Below are 21485 nucleotides of genomic sequence, written 5' to 3' on the forward strand. Positions count from 1 at the left end.
GGCTACGGTGATCACCGTGCGGTACACGATCTTCGGCACGACCGAGTTCGGTCCGACCCGCGTCGGTGCGCTGCTCGGCGTGCTGCTCGCCGGCGCGGGTCAGGTCGTGACAGCCGAGGAACTGGTCGAACGCGTGCTGGGCGACGCCCCTCCGCCGCGGGCCCGCGCGATGATGCAGACGTGGCTCACCAGGCTGCGGCAGACGTTGCCCGGCCTCATCGAACGCGACGGCAACGGGTACGTGGTGCGGGTCGACCCGCTGGAGGTCGACCTGCACCTGTTCCGGCACCTGGTGCGCACCGGGAGGACGACCGACGCGCTGGCGCTCGTGCGGGACGAGCCGCTGTCCACACTGGACACGCCGTGGGCCCGGCAGCTGCGCGCGGACTTCGCGGACGAGCTGCTCGCGGCCCGGCTCGACCACGTCGACCAGCGGATGGCGAATGGTGAGCACGCGGAGCTGGTGCCCGAACTGCACGCCCTGGCCGCCGGACGGCCGCTGGACGAACGGATCGCCGCCCAGCTCATCGAGGCGTTGCAGGGCAGCGGACGCGCGGCGGAAGCGTTGCGGCACTTCGAGTTCGTGCGCGCCCGGCTCGCCGGCGAGCTGGGCGCCGAACCGTCGCGGCACCTCGCGACCCTGCACCGGCGGTTGCAGGCGGCCTCGGCACCGCGCCAGCTGCCGGCCGCGCCCAAGCCGTTCACCGGCCGGGCGCTGGAGCTCGCGGAACTGGACCAGGCACCGAACGGCGTCGTGGTGATCACCGGTACCGGCGGGGTCGGCAAGACCTCGCTGGCCGTGCACTGGGCGCACCAGGCCATGGACCGGTTCCCCGACGGCCAGCTCTACGTGAACCTGCACGGCTTCGGCCCGAGCGGCGCCGCGGTCAGCCCCGGTGACGCGTTGCTGCGGTTCCTCTCGGCGCTCGACGTGCCACGCGCCCAGGTGCCGCACGACCTCGCGGGGCAGTCGGCGCTGCTGCGGGACGCGCTCGCGGACAAGCGGGTGCTCATGCTGCTGGACAACGCGACGGACGCCGAGCAGGTCGAACCGCTGCTGCCGCGCTCGCCGAGCGCGCACGTGGTGATCACGAGCCGCACCTCGCTCAGACCGGCCCACGCCAAGGCCCTGCCGCTGGGCCTGCTGCCACCGGAGGACGCCCGCGAACTGCTGGCCGCCCGCATCGGGCACGACCGGGCGCGGGCCGAGCCGGACGCCGTCGACACCGTGGTGCGCCGCTGCGCGCGCCTGCCGCTCGCCCTCGCGGTGGCAGGTGCTCGGGCGGCGACGCAGCCGGAGTTCCCGCTGGCGGCGCTCGCGGACGAACTCGCGGACCTCGACGCGTTCGCCGACGACGATGACGTCACCGCGGACCTGCGTTCGGTGTTCTCCCACTCCTGCAAGGCGTTGAGCCCCGCGGCGCTGCGGCTGTTCCGGTTGCTGGGCCTGATGCCGGGCTCGGACATCAGCCTCGCCGGAGCCGCGTCCCTGGCGGCGCTGGACGTGCGGGAGACCGAGGCGCTGCTCGCCGAACTCGCGACGGCGAACCTGATCGACCAGCCGGAGCCGGGCCGGTTCACCTGCCACGACCTGCTGCGCGACTACGCGGCCGAACTGACCCACGCCGGCGAACGCGACGAGGCCCTGCACCGGCTGCTCGACCACCTCGCGCTGACGGCCGTCGAGGCCGGTGTCGTGTACACGCCCAGCCGCCACCGCCCGGCCACCCCGCCACCGGCTCCCGGCGTCGTGGTCCTGCGGTTCGGCACGCACGAGGAAGCGCTGGCGTGGCTGCTGGCCGAGCACCCGGCACTGATGGCGGCGATGCCGCACGGCACGCCGGCGCAGACGTGGCTGATGGGCTGGTCGCTCGCCGACGCCCTGGCCCGCCAGGCCCACTACCAGGACCTCCTGACGTCGCAACAACTCGCGGTCGCCGCCGTGGAACAGCTCGACGACGCCGACGGCCTCGGCCGCACGCTGATCAACCTCGGCCGCGGCCTGAGCCGCATGCGCCGGCCCGAGGAGGCCACCGCCGCGCTGAACCGGGCGTTCGAGGTGTACGAGGGCAATCCGGCCGGGCAGGCCGGGGTGCTGCTCAACATCGCGATGCTGTGCCCGGACGACCGGATCGGCGAGGCGATGGAGCACACGCGGCGCGGGCTCGCGTTGTTCGAGCAGTGCGGCGACTCCTACGGCCAGGCCAACGCGCTGACCGGGCTCGCTTGGGGCCACGGCAAACTCGGCGAGTACGCGGAGGCGATCGAGTACGCCGAGCGCGCGATGCTGAGGTGGCGGGAGATGGACCACCTCATCGGCCAGGCCGAGGCGTGGGACAACCTGGGCACCGGCTACCTCGGGCTGGGCGACCACGTGCGGGCCGCCGAGGCGTTCACCCGCTCGTCGGAGATGTTCCGGCTCGGCGGCGACCTCCCGCTCGAAGCCGGTGCGTACGAACAGCTCGGCGACACCCACGCTGCCGCGGGTGCCGCCGAACTGGCCCGGGAGGCCTGGCGCAAAGCGGTCGAGCTGCGCACCCAGGCAGGCCTGCCTGCCGACAAGGTGCGCGCGAAGCTACAAGCCGAACGCCAGTAGCACGTGGCCATGCGGGTTCTCGTAGGCCGATGAGTAACCCGACTGCACGTAGACCATGCCGTCCGACACCACCGCACCGGCACCGGGCCCGGCCAGCGTGCCGCCGCGCCCGGTCAGCCCGTTGACACCGCGCACGTCCTGGATGGTGTCGTGCGCCCAGATGATCTGGCCGGTCTTCGAGTTGTAGGCGCGGAACTTGCCGTCGAGCGCGCCCAGCCACACCACGCCGGGCGAGCTGGACACGGGCACGCCGTGCGCCTGGTAGCACCCGGGCTGACCGGCCGCACCGCCCGTGGAGCAGCCGTCGGCGGGTGCCGGGGTCTCCCACAGAACGGTGCCGGTGCCGGGATCCACCGCGAACAGCTTGCCGGGACCTGCGTAGTAGGTCGCGATGTAGAGCCGCTTGCCGTCGAAGCTCGATCCCCACTGGATGCCAGAGATGCCACCGCTGGGCAGCGGCACGCCGAGCTGACGACGCCACACGACCTGCCCCGTCGACGCGTCGAACACGTGGTACACACCGGACTTCTGGCCGACGCCGACGAGCCGGCGGCCGTTGACGGTGAACAGGTTCGGCGTGGCGCCGATGTCGTAGTCGAGGTTGGTGCCGTCCTTGAGCCCCGGGCAGTAGCCCTCGGCGTCGGGCTGGTTGCACGCGTCGCGCCACGTGTCGGCGTCGGTGACCTGGTTGGTCCACCTCACCGCGCCGGTACGGGCGTTGAGCGCCAGCAGCGAGTCGAACTCACCGCCCTTGCCCGTGTAGTTCTGACCCGTGCCGACGTAGAGCGTGCCGGTCCTGCGGTCGACCACCGGCGAGCTCCACACACCGACACCGGACGGCTCGAACCGCTTGGCGCCGTTGGGCCACGTGCCGACCTCGACCGGTTCCGGCACCGTGTAATGGCGCCAGACCAGCGCGCCGGTGTCGATGTCGTAGGCGTCGATGTGACCGCGGAACGTGCAGCAGGCGTGCGTGTTCGGCAGCACGTTCTCACTGCTGGAGGTGCCGACGTACACCAGTCCGTTGTGGACGATCGGTGAGCTGGTGGTCATCGACGCGATGCCGGTGTCGAGCTGCACCTGCCACCTCAGGCGGCCGGTGCGCTGGTCGAGCGCGAAGAACCTGCTCGCGCTGTCCCCGAAGAACACCTTGCCGTCGGCCACAGTGGGACCGTCGGAGTTGAACGCGTACCGGTCGGCCTGAGGGAGCGTGAACTCCCAGCGGGAACGGCCGGTGCGCGCGTCACGGGCGTAGAACTTCCCGTCGGGGCCACCGAAGTAGATCGTGTCGCCCACGACGGCGGGCTGGCTGCGGACGCCGTTGTAGTCGCCCTTGGGATAGGCGAACGCCCACTTCAGCTCGAGCTTCCCGGCGTTGCCCGCGTTGATCCGCCATTCGGCGGCCTGGTGCCGCGTACCGTCGAGGTCCTTCGCCCACCCGGTCCAGTCGCCGCCGGCGTGCGCGGTGGCGGGTGCCGCGGTCAGCACCACGAGCGCCGCGGTGAGCAGCGCAGTTGTTCTGAGCATGGAATTTTCCCCCTTCCGCCACCCAGCCTGGCAGCGGCGGAAGAGCGAAACGTCCCCCCAAAGTCTCCTTCAGGGTTAACCGATCGGTTGATGCGTCACGACGTCGACGCCCGGAAAGCCCTTGCCGACGATCGGGTTCTTCCGGCCGTTGAGGTACTGCTGGAAGAACGCCGGGACGTAGGTCGTGGCGACCTTGCGCTGCTGCTCGGGGGTCAGCGCGGTGGCCGGGCAGGTGCTGTCGTTGTCGTAGGACCATTCGGTGTTGAAGTAGTTGTGGTTCGCGTTCTTCGGCGTGACGGCGTGGATCGGGACGACGTTGCGGCCCTTGGCGTTCTCGATGAACGTGGTGCCGCTGACGGCGCCGTCGCAGCCGCCTGTCATGACCGCGAACGGGGTCTTCGTGATGCGGTAGTCGAGGTTCTCCGGCGCTTCCGGATCCGGTGCGTAGTAGTCGGCGGGCGCCAGCGGGAGCACGGCCTTGATCCTCACGCCCGCCGGCAGTTCGGCGGCGTGCTTGTCCGACGCCTGGTACACCGCGCCACGACCACCGCGTGAGTGGCCGAGCGTGCCGACGTTGGTCAGGTCGACGTGCCCGCGGAACCCCGGCAGCTTCAGCGGCCCCTTGCCCTCGTTGAGGTCACGCCACAACCGCAGGTGCCTGCTCATCACCGCCGCCCGCGCAACGTCCGCGATCTCGCCCATCTCGCCCGCGTTGACGCCGTTCACGCTCACCGACACGACCACGAAACCCTGCCGCGCCAGATCCTCGGCGAGGTAGTCGTACCCGCGGTAGCTCGGGAACGCGTTCCCGGACGGACACGGCCAGACCCACTGGTCGTCGGCGCACGGTTTCCAGTAACCGTGCGCGAGCAGCACCAGCGGCCGTTCGCCGACGAGCGTGCGCGGCGCATGCACGACCGCGGTGAGTTCGAGGTCCGCGACGGGACCGCCCGGTCCGGTGTGAAAGCCGGGCACCTGAAATGCCCGGTCACCGAGCGAGTACTCGACCCTTCTGACGCCGGACCCGTGGCCGTCCGGGGCGGCGGAGGTCGTAGGGGCGGCCAGCACCATCGCGATCGCGACGGCGGCCGCGGCTTTTCCGATTGCCATGAGGTGATCCCATCGGGAACTTGTGGGCGTCCTGTGAGGACGCCGTCACGGTTGTGCCACGACGAAGTGGCCGGCGAACCCGGCGAACCGCTCCGCCAGCGGCCCGGTGCCCGCACTCAGCTCACGCCACAGCCCGTGGTGCCGCGTCAGCGACGACGGATCGTGCACCAGCACCACCACGGCACCGCGCCGCACCAGCACCGTGGCGGAGACGTCGTGGGTGAACACCAGCGGCCGCACACCGGTGAGGGTGCGCGGCGCGTGCACCACCGCGACGAGATCTCCGGCCCGGTAACTCATCGTCATGGTCGCGGGGCGGTGGTCGTCCTGCGAGGGAGCGGCCGCCGTGCTCGGCGCCGTCAGCACCAGGGCGCACGCGACGGCCACAAGGACTCTGACGATTGCCATGGCGACGATCTCATCGAGCCCGTGTGCCGTGCGCGTCCGGACTTCGTCACGGTTTCGCTACAGCGGCCTCGACGCCGTCGAGGAGGACCTTCAACCCGCTGCGGAAGTTCTCCACGGCGTCGTTCTCCAGGTACGGCAGTTCCGGATCGACGGGTTCCCTGTCGCTCTCCAGCACGTGCAGCATCGGGAACTTCTTCTCCAGGTCGGGCTCGACCTCCAGCAACACGGCCGACCGCGCGTACCACCACTCCTCGTCGCCCTCCCCGGTCGCGCCGCCCGCGGCACGGGCCTCGGACACGGTCTGCGCCGCACCGCGCACGAAGTAGTTCACGGCGCCGACGATGCCCCGCAGCTCCCGGCCGGGCAGGCCGGTGGTCACCAGGATCGCGGCCAGCGCCTCGATCACCGCGAACTCGTGCGGCCCGAGCACCGGGCGTGCCTGCGACACCTGCAGCATCCACGGGTGACGGCTGTAGAACTCCCACATGTCGTGCGCCCAGCGCGTGACGGCGGGCCGCCAGCCGTCGTCGAGCGGATAGGACGCCGGCAGCTCGGCCATCGCGCGGTCGTACATGAGGTCGACCAGCTCGTTCTTGCCCGGCACGTACGTGTAGAGCGCCATGGCCGTGCGTCCGAGCCGCTCCCCCACCGCGCGCATCGAGAACGCCATGCCCTGCTCGTCGGCGACCTCGATGGCCGCGTCGACGATCGCGTCCACGCTCAGACCGGGCTTCGGGCCGGGACGCTTCTCCGCGACCGACGCCCGCCAGAGCAGCTCGATGGACCGGCGTGGGTCGCCCTGACCTGCGTAGACGACCACGGTTGCGACTCCTTACAACGTAAAGTAACCTTGCCGGTCGATACTTTACGGCATAAAGAAGCCGCTTTGAAAATACGCAGGGGGAAGCAGCCTTGAACGCTGTCGCAGACAGCCATGACGTGATCCAGGTCCGCGGAGCGAGGGAGAACAACCTCGCGGACGTGTCGCTCGACGTCCCCAAGCGCCGGCTGACCGTCTTCACCGGCGTGTCCGGCTCCGGCAAGTCCTCACTGGTCTTCGGCACGATCGCGGCCGAGTCCCAGCGCATGATCAACGAGACCTACACCGCGTTCCTGCAGTCCTTCATGCCCTCGATCGGCCGCCCCGACGTGGACGCGCTGCACAACCTGAGCGCCGCGATCATCGTCGACCAGGAACGCATGGGCGCGAACTCCCGCTCCACCGTCGGCACCGCCACCGACGCGCACACGATGCTCCGGATCGTCTTCAGCCGCCTGGGCGAGCCGCACGTCGGCACGTCCGGCGCGTTCAGCTTCAACCTGCCCGAGGGCATGTGCCCGGCCTGCGAGGGCCTGGGCAAGGTCACCACCATCGACGTGGACGCCATCGTCGACCGGAGCAAGTCGCTCAACGACGGCGCGATCGACGCCCCCAACTACGGCGTCGGCACCTGGTACTGGCAGGTCCTCGCGAACTCCGGCCTCTACCCCGCCGACCAGCCGATCTCGGCGTTCACCGAGCAGCAGCTCGAAGACTTCCTCTACAAACCGACGACGAAGCTGAACATCGGCGGCACCAACGTCACCTACGACGGCCTGATCTCCAAGCTGCAGCGCACGATCCTGTCCAAGGACCGCGAGGCGATGCAGCCGCACATCCGCGCGTTCGTCGACAGGGCCGTCACGTTCGCGACCTGCCACAGCTGCGAGGGCGCGCGTCTCAACGAGGCCGCGCTCAACTCGAAGATCCGCGGCCTGAACATCGCGGACTGCTGCGCGATGCAGATCAGCGACCTCGCGAAGTTCGTGCACGCCATCGACGACCCGTCCGTCGCGCCGCTGCTCGCCACCCTGCGGGGCACGCTCGACTCGCTCGTCGAGATCGGCCTCGGCTACCTCTCGCTCGACCGCGAGTCCGGGACGCTGTCCGGCGGCGAGTCGCAGCGCGTGAAGATGGTGCGGCACCTCGGTTCCTCGCTCACCGACATCACCTACGTGTTCGACGAGCCGACCGTCGGACTGCACCCGCACGACATCCAGCGGATGAACAACCTCCTGCTCCTGCTGCGGGACAAGGGGAACACGGTCCTCGTCGTCGAGCACAAGCCGGAGACCATCGAGATCGCCGACCACGTCGTCGACCTAGGCCCCGGCGCGGGCGTCAACGGCGGTCACCTCTGCTACTCCGGCGACGTGGCCGGGCTGCGCGCGTCAGGCACGCTGACCGGCCGCCACCTCGACCACCGGGCGAAGCTGCGGCCGGAGTTCCGCTCCCCCAGGGGTTTCCTGACGATCAGCGGCGCCCGCACCAACAACCTCAAGGACGTCTCGGTCGACCTGCCGCTGGGCGTGCTGACCGTCGTCACCGGCGTCGCGGGTTCCGGCAAGTCGTCGCTGATCCACGGGTCGCTGCGCAGGGGCCCGGACGTCGTGACGGTCGACCAGTCGCCGATCCGCGGCTCGCGGCGCTCCAACCCCGCCACCTACACCGGCCTGCTCGACTCGGTCAGGACCGCCTTCGCCAAGGCCAACGGCGTGAAGGCCGCGTTGTTCAGCGCGAACTCCGAGGGCGCCTGCGAGAACTGCAAGGGCATCGGGCTCGTCTACACCGACCTCGCGATGATGGCCGGCGTCGCCACGGTCTGCGAGAAGTGCGAGGGCAAGCGCTTCACCCCCGAGGTGCTGCGCTACACGTTGCGGGGCAAGAACATCAGCGAGGTGCTCGGCATGTCCGTCGCCGAGGCGCGCGAGTTCTTCCCCTCCGGCCAGGCCCACGCCGTGCTCAGCCGCCTGCACGACGTCGGCCTGTCGTACCTCTCGCTCGGCCAGCCGCTCACGACGCTGTCCGGCGGTGAGCGGCAACGGCTGAAGCTCGCCATCCACATGGCCGAGAAGGCCTCGACGTACGTGCTGGACGAACCGACGTCCGGCCTGCACCTCGCGGACGTCGACCAGTTGCTCGGGCTGCTCGACCAGCTGATCGACGCCGGCAACACGGTGATCGTGATCGAGCACCACCTCGCCGTGATGGCGCACGCCGACTGGATCGTCGACATGGGTCCCGGCGCGGGCCACGACGGCGGTCAGGTCGTCTTCTCCGGCACGCCCGGTGACCTCGTGTCCACTTCGGAAACCCTCACCGCCCGGCACCTGAAGGAGTACCTGTCGTGAGCCTGCTGACGGTGACCTCCGTCGTGCCGCTGACCCCGCGCATGACGCGGATGACGTTCACCGGTCCCGGCCTGCAGGAGATCGGCACCTGGCCGGACCAGCAGCTCAAGCTGCTCTTCCCGCGGCCGGGCGGATCGGCGCACGTGTCGGACGCCGCGGACGTCGGCACCTGGTACCAGGCCTACCTGGCCATGCCCGAGCCCGAACGGCCGTGGATGCGCAGCTTCACCGTCCGGTCGCTGAGCGAGGGCGTGCTGACCGTCGACTTCGTGCTGCACGGCGACAGCGGACCGGCTTCCCGCTGGGCCGCCACCGCCCGAGTCGGTGACGTCATCGGCAGGTTCGGACCGTCGCGCGACTACGCCCGGCCGCTCGGCACCGCGGACCTGCTGGTGTTCGCGGGCGACGAGACGGCGTTGCCCGCGATCGGCTCGCTGCTGGAACTGCTGCCGGAGACACAGCGACGGCTCGTGTTCGTCGAGGTCGCGGATCCGGCGGAGGAACAGGACGTCCCCGGCGTGCGGTGGGTGCACCGCAGCGCCGGGGAGGACCTGGTGCCGGTGGTGACGGCGGCCGGGGTGCCACCGTCGGCGTGGGTGTGGCTCGGCGGCGAGGCCTCCTCGGTTCGTGCGCTGCGCAGGCACTTCGTCGGCCTCGGAGTGTCCAAGAAGGACATCGAGTTCGCCGGCTACTGGCGGCGCGCCCTCACCCAGGACGACGCCCCTACCTCCGACGACCTCGCCGAGGCCCAGGAACGGATCGCCGCGCTCAGCGAGTGAACTCCAGCAGGCTGCGCCCACCGGTCACCTGGGTCACGGACTCCAGCTTCAGCCCGTGCGCCGACGCCAGCCTCTCGAAGTCGTGGAGCCCTCGGTCGCGCCCGCCGAAGTGCACGAGCATGACGAGGTCGAACTCCGTGCTCTCGCCGAGGGACTCCACGACGAGGACCCTGTCGCCCGCCTCCGCACACCGGGCCAGGATCCGGTGCGCCTGCTCGTCGTCCCAGTCGTGCAGGACGTCGAACAGCAGGTAGGCGTCACCGCCGGTCGGCAGAGGATCGAAGAAGCTGCCGCCGGTCACCTCGGTGCGTCCCCCGAGGCCGTACAGGCCGAGCACCGCGCGTGCGCCTGCCGCGGTGTCCTCGAGTTCGACCAGGTGGCCGCGCATCGCCGGGTTCGCCGTGAGGATCGCGGCGAGCAGGCTGCCGTGCCCGCCACCGACGTCGACGAGCGTGCCGAACCGCGACCAGTCGTAGTTCCTGACGATCTGCGGTACCCAGTTCCGCATGCGGTCGGTCATCTGCTGGTCGAACGCGTCACGCAGATGCCGTTGTCCGGCCAGGTCGGTCCAGAAGTCCTGGCCGTAGCGCACCGGGTAGGCCGGTTCGCCGGTGCGGACGCTGTGGACCAGGTCGACGAACGCCAGATCGGCGCGGCCGGCGGCGGAGTCGTGGTGCAGCAGGTTGTTCAGGCCGTTGCCCGCACCGGCGCCGAGCAGGGCGCCGAAGTCCGTCGTGCGGTAGCCCGAGGCTGTTCGTTCGGCCACGCCGAGGGTCGTCAGGTGGGCCAGGAGCAGGTCGAGTGCGAGCGGGTCGACCTCGAGTTCGGGCGCGAGTTCGCGGGCGGTGGCGGGGTTGTCACGCAGGCGGTCCGGCAGTCCCAGGGTCACGGCGACCCGGAGCGCCATCGGCGTGATCAGCCCGGACATCTGTCGAAGCCGTTGTACGTCGGTGTCCACGTAGGTCCACCCTGCCACCGTGCGCAACTTAATTTTGGTCAACACTGAAGCAATAGCGAGAATGACTCACGGCGCTATGGCGCCTAACGTGGTGCATATGAGGACCAACTGGGCCGGCAACGTCACCTTCAGCTCGGCCGAGGCCGTGGCCCCGGCCTCGGCCGACGACCTGCGTGCACTCGTGCGCGGCTCATCGGCCGTGCACGTCGTCGGTTCGGGACACTCGTTCAGCACGATCGCCGACACGACCGGCACGCTGGTGTCGCTGGCGGCCATGCCCGAGGTCTTCGAGGTGTCCGGCCACACGGTCCGGGTGAGCGCGGGCATGACTCTCGCCTCGCTGGCGGTCCGGCTGGAGGCGGCGGGCCTCGCCCTGCACACCCTGCCGTCGTTGCCGCACATCACCGTGGCCGGTGCGATCACCACCGCCACCCACGGCTCCGGGGCCCGGTCACTGGCCGGCGCCGTGCGGTCCGTCGAGGTCATGCGGGGTGACGGCTCGGTCGTCGAGCTGACGTCCCCCGGCGCGGCCGTGTCCATGGGCGGCCTCGGCGTCGTCACCACCGTGACACTGGACGTGGTGCCGTCGTTCCAGATCGCGCAGACGGTCTACGAGGACGTCGCCTGGACGACGCTGCTCGTCCGGCTGGAGCAGATCTTCGACGGCGCGTACAGCGTCAGCGCGTTCGTCGACTGGCAGGGCGGTGCGACGCTGTGGGCGAAGCACCGCGTGGGCGACGAGGAGTTCGCCTTCCCCGGGAGGCCGGCGTCCGAGCCCGCGCACCCGGTGCCCGGTCAGCCCGCCTCCCGCTGCACGCTGCAGGGCGGCGTGCCCGGCCCGTGGCACGAGCGGCTGCCCCACTTCCGCGCCGAGTTCACCCCGTCGGTCGGCGAGGAGCTGCAGACGGAGTACTTCGTGCCCCGGACCCGCGCGGTGACGGCGCTGCGGGCGCTGGCCGAGATGTCGACGGTGATCTCGCCGCTGGTGCAGGCCTGCGAGATCCGCACGATCGACGCCGAACCGCAGTGGCTCAGCCCCGCCTTCGAGCGCGACAGCATCGCGATCCACTTCACCTGGGTGCCGGACACCCCGGCCGTGCTGCGGCTGCTGCCCCGCCTGGAGGAGGCGATCGCGCCGCGGCCGCACTGGGGCAAGCTCTTCACCGTGCCGCCGGCCTTGCTGGCGGCACGTTACCCGCAGTGGGACGCCTTCCGGGGGTTGCTGCGCGAGCACGACCCGAAAGGCGTCTTCCGCAACGAGTTCCTGACCCGCTACTTCGGGTCGGCCACGTCGGCGGGTCCCCTCTGACGCAGCGCCTCCAACTCGGCATCGGAGAACCCGTAGGTCGTCACGACGGTCATCTGCGCGCTGGTGACGACCAGGCCAGGACCGAACTCCTCGACCACCACGCCGCGCTGGTTCGCCGACTCGAAGAACGGCTTGCCGCTCACGCCGAGATCGACCTCGCAGGACCAGAACAGCGTCCGGCGCTTCTCCCCGGGGTGGTACTCGTGAGCGAACTTCAGCTGGTGCAGGAACGTGATCCAGCCTTCGGTGATCTCGTCGTAGTAGGCGTCCCACTCGGGTGAGGTGCCCACGGGCGCGCGGGTGAGCACGACTCGGGTGCCTTCGGGGACCGGGGTGAGCACGAAGGTGTCGTGGCCTTGGACGACCAGCGTGGCGCCGTCGCCCTCCTCGGCGTTCTCGAAGTAGATGTTGTCGATCTCGGCGTCGAGCTCCGGCAGGTCCCAGCCGTGCCAGTGGCGCAGCTTCTCCTTGTCCCGGAACGACTGCCACACCTCGTCGACCGGTGCGGCCACGGTGATCTCGATCCGGACGCCTTCGTCACTCATCTGCTACTCCGGGATGGCCCATCGCGACCACCCGGTACGGGCGGCCTGCATCGGTGTCGTACTTCAACGCGATCTGCCGCACCGCTTCGGCCAGATCACTCGTGAACTCGTGCACGTCGCCGGGCGCGCCGAAGCGGATCGTCGCCTCCACGGTGAAGGTGAGCAACCGCTTTCCCGCGTCGGCCGCCGCACCGGACATCCGCTCGACCTCACGCGCGGTGTCCTCCGCGACCGACACCAGGTGCGTCGCGGCGAACTGGTCCTGCACGTCGGTGGCGATCTCGCGGCCGGGCGTCGCGCGCAGGACGCGTTCGACGCAGCCGCGCCGCTGGCGTTCCTCGACCAGCTCGACGAGTCCCGCCTGTTCCAGCGCCCGCACGTGGTAGTTGACGCGCTGCCGAGGCAGGTCGAGGGCCGCCGCGAGCTGCGTCGCCGAGGCCGGCGACTTCAGCAGTTCCAGCAGCGACAGGCGCAACGGTGACAGCTCCACGCCCAGCACGCTCTCATTTGACAAAATGGACTGTCAATACCGGAACGGGACCGGAAACAGGCAAGTTCGTTGACGGTTGCAACAAATCGTCCCACCCTGGGGCCGTGAGAACCCCCCTGCTGGTGGCAGCGTTGGCAGCAGCGGCGATCGTTCCTGTGTGGACGGTCGCGGCGCAGGCCGACGTGGTGCCCGGAACCGCTTATCAAGTGACGAACGTCGGCAGCGGAAAGTGCGTGGAGTCGCTGGGAACGGCCAACGGCGCACAGCTCCGCCAACAAGGATGCTCGGGACAGACCTGGACCTTCACGCCCACGAGCGACGGGTACTTCACCGTCGGCCAGGGCCAGGTCTGGGACGTCTCGAACGTCTCGGTCGCGGACAACGCGGCTGTCCACATGTGGCAGTCGTTCAACGCGAACAACCAGCAATGGCGCCCCGAACAGGTCGGCACGGACACCTACCGGTTCGTGAACCGCAACAGCGCCAAGTGCCTCGACGTGCCCGGTGCGTCCACCGGTGACGTCCAGCTGGTCCAGTACACCTGCAACGGGACCAACGCCCAGCTCTTCCGCCTGACCGGCGGCACGCAGCAGCCCGGCCAGCCCGACTTCGGCCCGAACGTGCTCGTCTTCGACCCGTCGATGCCCGCGTCCACCATCCAGGCGCGGCTCAACGACGTCTTCCGCCAGCAGGAGGAGGGTCAGTACGACGCGCGCCGGTACGCGATCATGTTCAAGCCCGGCAACTACAACGTCGACGTCAACATCGGCTTCTTCACCCAGGTCCTCGGCCTGGGCATGCTGCCGGACGGCGTGACGATCAACGGTCAGGTGCACGTCGAGGCCGACTGGTTCGAGGGCAACGCGACGCACAACTTCTGGCGTGGCGCGGAGAACCTCGCGATCCGGCCGCCGTCGGGCACCAACACCTGGGCCGTGTCGCAGGCGTCCGCGATGCGCCGCACCAAGACCTACGGCAACATGCAGCTCGACGACAACGGCTGGTCCAGCGGTGGTTTCCTCGCCGACTCCGTGGTCACGGGCCAGGTGCGCTCCGGTTCGCAGCAGCAGTGGCTCTCGCGCAACACCGAATGGGGTTCGTGGACCGGTGAGAACTGGAACATGGTGTTCGTCGGTGCGCGCAACGCGCCGCAGACCTCGTTCCCGGAACCGCCGTACACGAACGTCGCGCAGACCCCCGTCGTGCGGGAGAAGCCGTTCCTGAACGTCGACGGCGGCGGCAACTACAACGTGTTCGTCCCGGCGCTGCGCTCCAACACCAGCGGCACCACCTGGGCGTCCGGCAACCAGCAGGGCACGAACATCCCGCTGTCGCAGTTCTACATCGCGAAGCCGGGCACCTCCGCGGCGACGATCAACGCGCAGCTCGCGGCCGGCAAGCACCTGCTGCTCACGCCGGGGATCCACCAGGTCTCGGAGCCGATCCGCGTCACCCGCCCCGACACCGTCGTGCTGGGTCTCGGTCTCGCGACCGTGATGCCCACCAACGGCAACATGGCACTCGACGTGGCCGATGTGGACGGTGTGAAGATCGCCGGCATCCTCGTCGACGCGGCCCCGACCAACTCGCCGCTGCTGATGCAGATCGGCGCGCCGGGCAGCAACGCAAACCACTCCGCCAACCCGACGTCGCTGCACGACGTCTACGCGCGCATCGGCGGCTCGGCCGTCGGGCGGGCCACGACCTCGTTGGTGGTCAACAGCCACAACGTGATCGGTGACCACCTGTGGCTGTGGCGCGGCGACCACTCCGTCGGCGTCGGCTGGGACCTCAACACGGCCGACACCGGCCTGGTCGTCAACGGCAACAACGTGACGATGTACGGCCTGTTCGTCGAGCACTACCAGAAGTACCAGACCATCTGGAACGGCCAGGGCGGCCGGACCTACTTCTACCAGAACGAGATGCCGTACGAGGTGCCCAACCAGGCGGCGTGGATGAACGGCTCGACGCGCGGCTACGCGGCGTACAAGGTCTCCAACAACGTCACGACGCACGAGGCGTGGGGCCTGGGCAGCTACGCATTCATGAACGCGAACCCGTCCGTGGTCGCCGACCGGGCGTTCGAGGTGCCGAACACCCCCGGCGTGAAGTTGCACAGCATGGTGACCGTGTCGTTGGGCGGCAAGGGAACCATCCAGCGGATCGTCAACAACTCGGGCGGCACGGCGACCGCCGGGTCGACCGAGGCCTACCTGGCCAACTACCCGTGATGACGCACTGAACCGATGGCAGTCCACGGCCCCGCACTCCACCGGAGTGCGGGGCCGCACCCTCGAGTCAGCCCAGCCTCTTCGGCCGGTTGATCTTCATCTCGTCCATGTCGGTGACCTTGGCCTTCAGCCCCTTGAAGTCGACGCCCAGCGCGTCGAGCGCGGTCGAGGCCCGGCGCAGTCCCGCGTCGTCCGGCTTCTCGGCGGCGGTGAGGATCACGCGGTAGCTGAAGAAGTCGAGCTTCTCGTCATAGGTCAGCGCGCCCTCTTCGCTGAAGCCGGCGTCCCGCATGAAGTCGAAGCCCTCGAGACGGTCCCGCAACGTCGCGCGCTGGTCGTCGGTGAGGTCGGCGAAGCGCCCGCGGACGAGTACTCGGTAGGTGTGTTCAGCCACGAGCGAAGATGCTCCCTGATCCCCCGCCGGTCTGGCGAACGATTTCCCCCGTGCGGAAGAATCTGGACCATGAACGCAAAAGAGCTGGTCGCGCGCATCCGTACGGAGCTGCACCCCGGTGACCACGACAACCTCGTGGTGAAGCTGATCGAGACCGGGCAGGCTCCGCGCGCCGTGATCCAGACGTTCGCCGCGGAAGAGAACCACATCGTGTCGTCGGACTGGCGAACATTCCTGGCACTGGCCTCGAAGGCGGAGGAGCCGAACGCGCGGGCGTTCTTCACGCTGCTCGCGGGCGGTGAGGAGCTCGTGCTGCCGATGTTGCCGGCGCTGGCCGAGGCGGCGGGCATGTCCGCCAAGGACTTCCAGAACTACGAACCGTTCCCCGGCTGCCAGGCCTACCCCGCGTACCAGGCGTGGATGGCGCTCAACGGCGACCCGGCGGACGTGGTCCTCGCGATCCTGGCGAACTTCACCGCGTGGGGCGGGTACTGCGCGCGCATGGCGAAGGGGCTGCGCGAGCACTACGGGTTCGGCGACGAGGCGTGCGCGTTCGTCGACTTCTTCGCCACGCCCGCGCCGCAACTGGAGGAGCGTGCGATCGCCGCGATCCAGGCCTCCCTCGACGCCGGCTGGCAACCGAAGCACGCGTGGCGCTACGGCCGCCTGCTGCAGGCGTACGAACTGCAGTTCTGGTCCACCCTGGCGTAAGAGGGATGGGGGCGGCGGTGTGCCGCCCCCACACCGTCATCGGGGCAGATAGGCCCGGTGGGCCTTGGAGAACTCGTAGTTGTTGTACTTGTCCCAGTTGATCGACCACGTCATGAGGCCGCGCAGGTTCGGGTACACGCCCTTCGGCTTGTAGCTGCCGCACCGCGTTCCCTTGGTGAGGCAGTCCAGCGCGGTCTGGACGTCCGCGACGGACGTGAACCCGTTGCCCGCGTACTGCGCGGCGGGCAGGCCGATCGCGACCTGCTCCTGGCGCAACGGCGCGAAGACCTTCGACGCGTCCCCGCGCACCGGGAACCCGGCGAGCAGCATGTCGGTCATCGCCACGTGGAAGTCCGCGCCACCCATGTTGTGGTACTGGTTGTCCAGGCCCATCACGGGTCCGGAGTTGTAGTCCTGCACGTGCAGCAACGTCAGGTCGTTGCGCATGGCCTCGATCACCGGCAGGTACGCGCCCGTGCGCGCGTCACCGGTGCCCGTGCCGCCGTAGAACTGGTAGCCGACCTGCACGAAGAACGTCTCCGGCGCCATCGTGAGCACGAAGTTGGCTCCGTAGCGGGCCTTGAGCGTCCGCAGTGCCGAGATCAGGTTCACGACCACGGGCGTGGTCGGGTTCCTGAAGTCGAGGTCGCCGGGGTTCAGCGACAGCGAGTGGCCCTCGAAGTCGACGTCGAGACCGTTCAGGCCGTACTTGTCGATGATGGCGCCCACCGAACGCACGAACGCGTCGCGCGCCGCCGTGGTCTCCAGCCGGACCTGGCCGTTCTGACCGCCGATGGAGATGTTGACCTTCTTGCCCTTCTGCTGCTGGGCGCGGATGCCGGCGATGAACTCGGCCTCGGACTCGACGTTCGGGCACTCCGCCACCGGGCACTGGCTGAACCGCAGGTCACCGCTCGTGGCGCTGGTGGGCTCGGCGAACGAGAGGTTGATGACGTCCCACTCGTCCGGCACGTCCTTCATGCGGATGTAGCCGGAGCCGTTGGCGAAGCTGGCGTGCAGGTAGCCGACGAGCACCTTGCGCGGCAACTGCCCTGTGGGCGGCTGACCGGTCGTGGTGGTGGTCGTAGTTGTTGTGGTCGTGGTGGTCGTCGTCGTGCTCGTGGTCGAGCTGGTCGTCGGGCCGGTGCCACCGGTGCACGCGGCGCCGTTGATCGTGCAGTTCGACGGGTCGGCGGTGCCGGCGGCGTTGAAGCCGAACGTCACGCTGGCGCCGGGCGCGACGGAGCCGTTGTACTCCCGGTTGACGAAGGTGTGGTGGTTGCCGCTCTTGGTGAGCAGCGAGTCCCAGTAGGCACCGACGGTGGTCGAGGCCGGGTAGTCGAACTCGACCTTCCAGGAGCTGATGGCCGCGCTGGTCTCGTTCTTGATCGTCACCGTCGCGGTGTAGCCGGTGGCCCAGCCGTTCTTGGCGAACGTCGCCGTGACTCCGGCGGCGTTGGCGGGGGCGAGGCTCACGATCACGGTGCCGAGCACCAGTGCGGCCACCGCGGATATTCGAGCGAACAACAGCATGGGTTCCATCCCTCACGCGTTGGCGGCCGGCAGGGGGTCACCCGAATTGGACTAGACCATCTATCTGGAAGTCAAGGTCCTAGACTTCTCGGTCGTGCCCCACGCTCGTGCCGCCGACGGAACCCGGCTCTTCTACTCGATCGAGGGCTCCGGGCCTCCCCTGCTGCTCATCGCGGGCCAGGCGAACTCGTCTCGCTGGTGGTCACAGGTCCGGGAGGACTTCTCGGCGCGGTTCGCGACGATCGTCACCGACCACCGCGGCACCGGTTCCAGCGACAAGCCCGACGTCCCGTACAGCACGCGGACGTTCGCGTCGGACTGCGTCGCCGTCCTGGCCGACGCGGGGATCGGCAGGGCGCACGTCTACGGTACCTCGATGGGCGGGCGGATCGCGCAGTGGATTGCGGCCGAGCACGGTGAGCACGTCGACCGCCTGGTGCTGGGCTGCACCTCCCCCGGCGGCGCGCACGGCATCGAGCGCAGCGCCGAGGTGCGCAAGTCGCTGGCGCAGGTCGATCCGATGAAAGCGCGCAGGGCGTTGGAAGAGCTGATGTACACGCCGGCCTACCGCGGCCCGTACAACACGCTCGGCGACCCGCAGATGCCGCCGTACGCGCGCAAGCGGCACCTCTTCGCGAGCGCCGAGCACGACGCGTGGGCCGTGCTGCCGTCGATCACCGCGCCGACCCTGGTGGTGCACGGCACCGAGGACGTCTTCAACCCGACGGCCAACGCTCCCCTGATCACCTCACGCGTCCCGGGCGCTCGCATGCACCTGGTCGAGGGCGCGCGGCACGGCTACTTCGAGGAGTTCCGCGCCGAGGCGTCGCCTCTGGTGATGGACTTCCTCAGCTCGTGACCCACCGCAGGCCGCGCATCAACGCATGGCCCGCGACCCGCACGCCGGTGGCCTCCGTGATCGGCAGGTAGGGCAGCCGCAGCGGGACCCGCGCCCACACCGGCAGACTGGCGACCGCCGTCGCGCCCAGGATCGCGTACGGTCCCCGCGCCAGCAGTGGCAGCGGGGCCTTGAGCAGCAGGAACCTCGCCGCTTCCCTGGCCTCGGGCGTGCCCTTCAGCTCGGCCCGGTACGAGTCGAGCTTCGCTTCGAGCTCGGCGGTCGTGCGCGGCGGGTCGGGGATGCCCATGGCGTCCGCGATGACCGCCATGTCGGCGACGTACCCGTCGTAGTCGTCGAGCGGTTTCTCGCCGTAACGCCGGTGGCAGTGCAGGAAGCTGTCGACCTCGGCCACGTGCACCCACCCCAGCAGGTGCGGGTCGTCGGCGCGGTACTGGCGGCCGTCCGGCGCGGTGCCGTGGACGTGCCGGTGCACGCGCCCGAGCCGTTCGACGGCCTTGAGCGCGTCCTCGGCGGTGCCGAAGGTGGTGACGCCGACGAACAGGCTCGTGCGCTGCAAGCGGCCCCATGGATCAGTCCGGTAGTCGGAGTGCTGCGCCACCGCCGCCATCGCCAGCGGGTGCAACGACTGCAGCAGCAACGCCCGCAGCCCGCCGATGAACATGGCGTGATCGGCGTGCACGTGCCGGATCGGCCGGTCGTCCGCGAACAGCCGCGGGCCGGGCGCGTCGTGGATGCGGTGAGCGTGCTTGCGCCGCTCAGGACCCGCGACCTTCTCGAAGAGCCGTTCACTCACCTGCCGTCGCAATGACTTCAGCACCACCCCATGATGCGCGCCGGTCCCTGAGAAAGGCACCCGCGCACGCAGGGTGCCTTTCAGCCGCCCGCGCCGGCGTGAACTTCACCTGGAGCATTCCAAGATCACCCACGAGGACGGTCGCCGCCGTGATAATCAAGCCTGGGCTGACCACGATCAACTTCGGCGAACGAGAGCAGGACCTGGATGAACGACGAGCACCTGCCGGGCTTCTACCACGATGCGGAGGCGGTCTCCCGGCTCGGACAACGGCTCACGCTGCTGTTCAGCCGGGTGCGGCTGATCGGCGCGGTGGTCGCGGCGGTGGGCGGTGCGTTCAAGTGGCAGATCGGCGGTACCGGCGTCGACGTCTGGGCGTGGGTGGCGCTGGGCGGGTTCCTCACCGCGCTGTTCGGCGAACTGCTGCTGTGGGTGATGCACCCGGAGCTGAAGTGGAACGCGGGCCGGACCGTCGCCGAGCGGGTGAAGTCGCTGTCGTGGCGCTACGCCGTGGCGGGCGAGCCGTTCCACGGCGGTGCCCAGGACCCCCGCAGGGAGCTGGACCTCGCCATCGCCGCCGCGGTCAGGGACCACCGCAGGGAGGTCATGCTTACCAGCGCGAACGACACGGGCGAGCAGGTCATGGCCGAGCTGCGCACCAAGCCGTTCGACGAGCGCAGGACCACCTACCGCGAAGCCCGCGTGCGACCGCAGCTGCAGTGGTACCGCGACAGGTCGGCGATGAACGAGACCCGCGCCAACGTGTTCCGCGTCCTGATGATCGTCGGCGAGCTCGTCGCGATCGTCTTCGCCATCCTGCGCATCAACGGCGTCTGGGACGTCGACCTGTCCGGCGTGATGGCCGCGGCCGTCGCGGGCGGTGCGGCGTGGATCGCGCTGCGGCAGTACGAGAACCTCAGCGTCGGCTACGCGGCGGCGGCCGGCGAGCTCGCGGACGTCGACCGCCGGCTCCCCCACGCCCTGGAGAGCGACTGGGCCTCCGTGGTCGCCGAGGCCGAGGCCGTGATCGGCAAGGAGCACTCCACCTGGCTCGCGACGCGGCCCAGCGCGACCTGACCGGCGCGTCCCGTCAGCCGAGCGCCTCGACGACCTTGGTCACCATCGCGCGTTCCGCGGCCGCCACCTCGCCGTCCGCTCCGGCCACCGAGCGGCACATCTCCGACACGGCGGCGCGGAAGATCGCCACATCACGCGGCTCGTGGGCGTTGATGATCGCCACCGAGTCCCGCAGCGCGGCCAGGACACCGGACTCCACTTCGGACGTCGAGCCCTTCGGCAACGAGGGCGGGGCGGCGGCGATGATGGCGCGCAGGTCGTCCGAGAGCAGCGTGATCGCCCTGACGCCGGCCTGGCTCTCCTCGTCGACCGAGCCGGGGTCCGCAGTGGACACCAGCACCATGGCACCGAAAACGGCCGTGCGGAGGGTCTGCCCCTCCACCTCCGTGTACGCAGTCATGGGCGCAAGCCTATGCAACGATCAGCGACCATGAGTGCGGGTCAGGTGCTTGGCGCCAACATCAGGGCGTTCCGCGAGCAACGCGGGCTGTCGCTGTCGGAGCTCGCGCGGCGGTCGTCCATCGCCAAGGGCACGCTGTCCCAGCTGGAGAGCGGCGCGGGCAACCCGACGATCGAAACAGTGTTCAGTTTGTCGAACGCTCTGGACGTGCCGGTGTCGGAGCTGGTGACCGAGCGGACGACGCCGGACGTCGTGCTGGTGCGCGCCCGTGACGTCGAGGTGCTCAGCAGCAACGCGGTCGACCTGCGGCTGATGCGGCGGATGGACATCGGGGACACCGTGCTGGAGATCTACGACCAGCGCGTCCGGCCCGGCGCGACGCAGACCAGCGAAGGTCATCCCGGCAGGGAGCACGTGCTGGTCACGAGCGGCCGGCTGCGCGTGGGCCCGGTGGACGCGCCGTACGAGCTGGGGCCGGGCGACTACGTCTCCTTCCCCGGCTCGATGCCGCACTCGTACGAGACCGTCGGTGATGAGGTCAGCTCGGTACTGGTGCTGGAGTACCCGAAGCACTAACGTTCATTCTAT

At 69.7% G+C, this 21485-nt stretch carries 20 protein-coding genes; 9 read left to right on the forward strand and 11 right to left on the reverse strand.

Features of this window, described 5'->3' with window-relative positions:
* Positions 1 to 16 precede the first annotated feature (16 nt).
* Positions 17 to 2596, forward strand: coding sequence for an AfsR/SARP family transcriptional regulator (locus DFR72_RS33025; protein ID WP_143086905.1), 2580 nt, complete (start codon positions 17 to 19; stop codon positions 2594 to 2596).
* Here the strand turns inward: DFR72_RS33025 and DFR72_RS33030 are convergent.
* From DFR72_RS33030 to DFR72_RS33045, 4 genes are all read right to left on the reverse strand, one after another.
* Positions 2576 to 4123: an outer membrane protein assembly factor BamB family protein gene (locus DFR72_RS33030; protein ID WP_090070310.1), complete on the reverse strand. Its 1548-nt coding sequence runs from the start codon at positions 4121 to 4123 to the stop codon at positions 2576 to 2578. The genes DFR72_RS33025 and DFR72_RS33030 overlap by 21 nt on opposite strands.
* Positions 4124 to 4198: 75 nt before the next feature.
* Positions 4199 to 5233, reverse strand: coding sequence for an alpha/beta hydrolase (locus tag DFR72_RS33035; protein ID WP_090070308.1), 1035 nt, complete (start codon positions 5231 to 5233; stop codon positions 4199 to 4201).
* Positions 5234 to 5278: 45 nt separating this feature from the next.
* The gene (locus DFR72_RS33040) at positions 5279 to 5641 is read right to left on the reverse strand and encodes a hypothetical protein (protein ID WP_143086904.1); all 363 of its coding nucleotides are present in this window, start codon (positions 5639 to 5641) and stop codon (positions 5279 to 5281) included.
* A gap of 46 nt (positions 5642 to 5687) precedes the next feature.
* Positions 5688 to 6461 (reverse strand): TetR/AcrR family transcriptional regulator, encoded by a 774-nt coding sequence (locus tag DFR72_RS33045; RefSeq protein WP_090070304.1) that lies wholly within the window; start codon positions 6459 to 6461, stop codon positions 5688 to 5690.
* A gap of 92 nt (positions 6462 to 6553) precedes the next feature.
* Between DFR72_RS33045 and DFR72_RS33050 the strand changes: the two genes are divergently transcribed.
* Complete coding sequence (locus DFR72_RS33050) at positions 6554 to 8812, forward strand: ATP-binding cassette domain-containing protein (RefSeq protein ID WP_090070302.1); 2259 nt, start codon at positions 6554 to 6556, stop codon at positions 8810 to 8812.
* Entirely contained in the window at positions 8809 to 9591 is a 783-nt protein-coding gene (locus DFR72_RS33055; RefSeq protein WP_211335619.1) for a siderophore-interacting protein, read from the forward strand. Before DFR72_RS33050 ends, DFR72_RS33055 begins: the two co-directional genes overlap by 4 nt.
* On the opposite strand, the gene DFR72_RS33060 is transcribed toward DFR72_RS33055, so the two are convergent.
* Positions 9581 to 10567, reverse strand: a complete 987-nt coding sequence (locus tag DFR72_RS33060) for a methyltransferase (RefSeq protein WP_245983723.1) — start codon at positions 10565 to 10567, stop codon at positions 9581 to 9583. The two genes, DFR72_RS33055 and DFR72_RS33060, sit on opposite strands and share 11 nt — an antisense overlap.
* A gap of 79 nt (positions 10568 to 10646) precedes the next feature.
* Between DFR72_RS33060 and DFR72_RS33065 the strand changes: the two genes are divergently transcribed.
* Positions 10647 to 11858 (forward strand): FAD-binding protein, encoded by a 1212-nt coding sequence (locus DFR72_RS33065; RefSeq protein WP_090070299.1) that lies wholly within the window; start codon positions 10647 to 10649, stop codon positions 11856 to 11858.
* Here DFR72_RS33065 and DFR72_RS33070 read toward each other — a convergent pair.
* Complete coding sequence (locus DFR72_RS33070) at positions 11822 to 12403, reverse strand: SRPBCC family protein (RefSeq protein WP_090070297.1); 582 nt, start codon at positions 12401 to 12403, stop codon at positions 11822 to 11824. The two genes, DFR72_RS33065 and DFR72_RS33070, sit on opposite strands and share 37 nt — an antisense overlap.
* On the reverse strand, positions 12396 to 12893 hold the full coding sequence (locus DFR72_RS33075) for a winged helix-turn-helix domain-containing protein (protein WP_211335620.1): 498 nt from the start codon (positions 12891 to 12893) through the stop codon (positions 12396 to 12398). The genes DFR72_RS33070 and DFR72_RS33075 overlap by 8 nt, the downstream gene beginning before the upstream one ends.
* 104 nt (positions 12894 to 12997) lie before the next feature.
* Here DFR72_RS33075 and DFR72_RS33080 point away from each other — a divergent pair, with 104 nt between their 5' ends.
* Entirely contained in the window at positions 12998 to 15127 is a 2130-nt protein-coding gene (locus DFR72_RS33080; protein WP_090070293.1) for an RICIN domain-containing protein, read from the forward strand.
* A gap of 67 nt (positions 15128 to 15194) precedes the next feature.
* Here DFR72_RS33080 and DFR72_RS33085 read toward each other — a convergent pair whose 3' ends face one another.
* Positions 15195 to 15521, reverse strand: coding sequence for a DUF6204 family protein (locus DFR72_RS33085; protein WP_090070291.1), 327 nt, complete (start codon positions 15519 to 15521; stop codon positions 15195 to 15197).
* 69 nt (positions 15522 to 15590) lie between these two features.
* Between DFR72_RS33085 and DFR72_RS33090 the strand changes: the two genes are divergently transcribed.
* Complete coding sequence (locus tag DFR72_RS33090; RefSeq protein WP_090070289.1) at positions 15591 to 16232, forward strand: thiaminase II/PqqC family protein; 642 nt, start codon at positions 15591 to 15593, stop codon at positions 16230 to 16232.
* A gap of 36 nt (positions 16233 to 16268) precedes the next feature.
* Here DFR72_RS33090 and DFR72_RS33095 read toward each other — a convergent pair whose 3' ends face one another.
* A complete protein-coding gene (locus DFR72_RS33095; protein ID WP_425459926.1) occupies positions 16269 to 17765 on the reverse strand; it encodes a chitinase in 1497 nt (498 codons plus the stop codon).
* A 94-nt stretch (positions 17766 to 17859) separates the two neighbouring features.
* On the opposite strand from DFR72_RS33095, the gene DFR72_RS33100 reads away from it, so the two are divergent.
* Positions 17860 to 18624, forward strand: coding sequence for an alpha/beta fold hydrolase (locus DFR72_RS33100; protein ID WP_090070286.1), 765 nt, complete (start codon positions 17860 to 17862; stop codon positions 18622 to 18624).
* Here DFR72_RS33100 and DFR72_RS33105 read toward each other — a convergent pair.
* Positions 18614 to 19444: an oxygenase MpaB family protein gene (locus tag DFR72_RS33105; RefSeq protein WP_245983724.1), complete on the reverse strand. Its 831-nt coding sequence runs from the start codon at positions 19442 to 19444 to the stop codon at positions 18614 to 18616. The two genes, DFR72_RS33100 and DFR72_RS33105, sit on opposite strands and share 11 nt — an antisense overlap.
* A 183-nt stretch (positions 19445 to 19627) precedes the next feature.
* Between DFR72_RS33105 and DFR72_RS33110 the strand changes: the two genes are divergently transcribed.
* Positions 19628 to 20497, forward strand: a complete 870-nt coding sequence (locus DFR72_RS33110) for a DUF4231 domain-containing protein (protein ID WP_090070282.1) — start codon at positions 19628 to 19630, stop codon at positions 20495 to 20497.
* A gap of 13 nt (positions 20498 to 20510) precedes the next feature.
* Here DFR72_RS33110 and DFR72_RS33115 read toward each other — a convergent pair whose 3' ends face one another.
* Positions 20511 to 20897, reverse strand: coding sequence for a hypothetical protein (locus DFR72_RS33115; RefSeq protein ID WP_090070280.1), 387 nt, complete (start codon positions 20895 to 20897; stop codon positions 20511 to 20513).
* Positions 20898 to 20927: 30 nt separating this feature from the next.
* On the opposite strand from DFR72_RS33115, the gene DFR72_RS33120 reads away from it, so the two are divergent.
* Positions 20928 to 21473 carry a helix-turn-helix domain-containing protein gene (locus DFR72_RS33120; protein WP_090070278.1) on the forward strand — a complete coding sequence of 182 codons (546 nt, stop codon included), beginning with the start codon at positions 20928 to 20930 and terminating at the stop codon, positions 21471 to 21473.
* The last annotated feature ends 12 nt before the right edge of the window (positions 21474 to 21485 follow it).

It is taken from the genome of Lentzea flaviverrucosa, from assembly GCF_003350445.1.
Classification (GTDB): Bacteria; Actinomycetota; Actinomycetes; order Mycobacteriales; family Pseudonocardiaceae; genus Lentzea; species Lentzea californiensis.